General features: G+C 60.2%; 1 pseudogene. It reads left to right on the plus strand.

From position 1 onward, the window contains the following. Positions 1 to 664: 664 nt before the first annotated feature. A pseudogene (locus tag EOB49_RS33810) lies at positions 665 to 947 on the plus strand (type II toxin-antitoxin system ParD family antitoxin). Positions 948 to 1,484 lie beyond the last annotated feature (537 nt).

Genomic DNA, 1,484 nt, shown 5'->3' on the forward strand with positions numbered 1-1,484 from the left:
TCGGTAAGCAAACGGCCCGCCTGGAACAATGCCCGCCGGCCGTTCGCATTCGGGGACAATGGTGCCTGCAGCGGCACTCCTCGGCGGTGCCTGCAGCGGCACTCCTCGGCGGTGCCTGCAAGCGGCACTCCTCGGCGCAGAAAGAGGCCTCAGCCGACAAGCTACGACGACAGACAAGCCTCTCAACAAACCTAATTCAAAATAGCCCGCAGCCGCGGGCCGTTTGCGTTCAGGGGACTGGCAAGCGAGGCGCCCAGCCGCCGCCATGGCCAGATCAACCGAACCGGAGGCAGAAAAGACGGAGCATCCGATCCTCAGGCATCGGTCAGTGATGCCGGTGGTGACTTGCAATCAAATACGAAATGAATTGGGTCGGGGTGGTGTTCTATTCAGTCGGCTTTTTGTGGCCACCCTCGGCCATGACAAATGACTGAGGACCGCGAATCGACCTGCATGTGGATCCTCGATCGCGTCGGCGGTTGGGTGTGTCACGCCGCAAGTGCCGTTGGCCGAGCGGCCTGGGGGGCGCTGAAGCGACGCCTCGATCAAGTCGAATCAAAGTGAAGGGCGATTCTCTGGGGATGAGTGGCGCAAGGTGTAGCATGGTCGAATCGGCCAATTTTGCTGATAGCTGACATCTATCGCCAGGTGCGGGATCACTCCCATGTCCCCGCAGGGGGATGCCAATGCCAAATTCGCCTTGAATGACCATTACGAGAGCTCCATTAGGAAGCAGCTCGAATCAGGCCGCTACAACAATGCCAGCGAAGTTGTCCGCGCGGGCCTGCGCATGCTTGAGGATCTGGAGGCGGAGCGGGAGAAATGGCTGCGAGGAGATACCGGGGCGCCTGGCTGAACTCCGGCAGGATTCATCGAAGGGAATCCCTGCCGAGACGGTTTTCTCCCGGCTGGAGGCGCGTCATCGCGCGAAGCAGGCGAAAGCCTAGTAGGGGTGGAGTATCGGATTGTCTTCCACCCCAAGGCAGAAGCCGAGCTGGAGCAAACGGTGACATAGCCGGACGTGCGTCGCCGGCGATCGCCTGGAAATTCATTGCGGGTATCCCGACCATTGTCTCGGTCTGTCGACTTTTCTACAGCGGGGCACCGAGCGGGTCGAGATCATGCCTGGCTGCGGATTGTTGGCTACCGCGACAGCATTGCCTTTGCCGTCGAGGGCGGGCGGGTCCTGCTCCTGGCAGCTTTTACGCCGGCCGGAACATCACACCGGAATTGCTCGAGGACCGGCCCTAAACGGCGCTTCGGTGGAGAATTGCTCTGCAGTCCTCCAGCTGCGACGGGTGCGATGGCGCACATCAGCGCCTCGAGCTCGGGACGCATCACAGGAATGGTGGGCGCTAGAACGCCGCCCACAATTCAGCCAAGCCAACTCATGAATTTCGGCCCGGTGGATATCTCTACGAGAAATCGAAAAAACATTGTCGATGTGTGTTGACAGTTGTCGTTGGTGGCGACTATATACGCCT

The organism is Mesorhizobium sp. M7A.F.Ca.MR.148.00.0.0 (genome assembly GCF_003997735.1).
GTDB lineage: Bacteria > Pseudomonadota > Alphaproteobacteria > Rhizobiales > Rhizobiaceae > Mesorhizobium.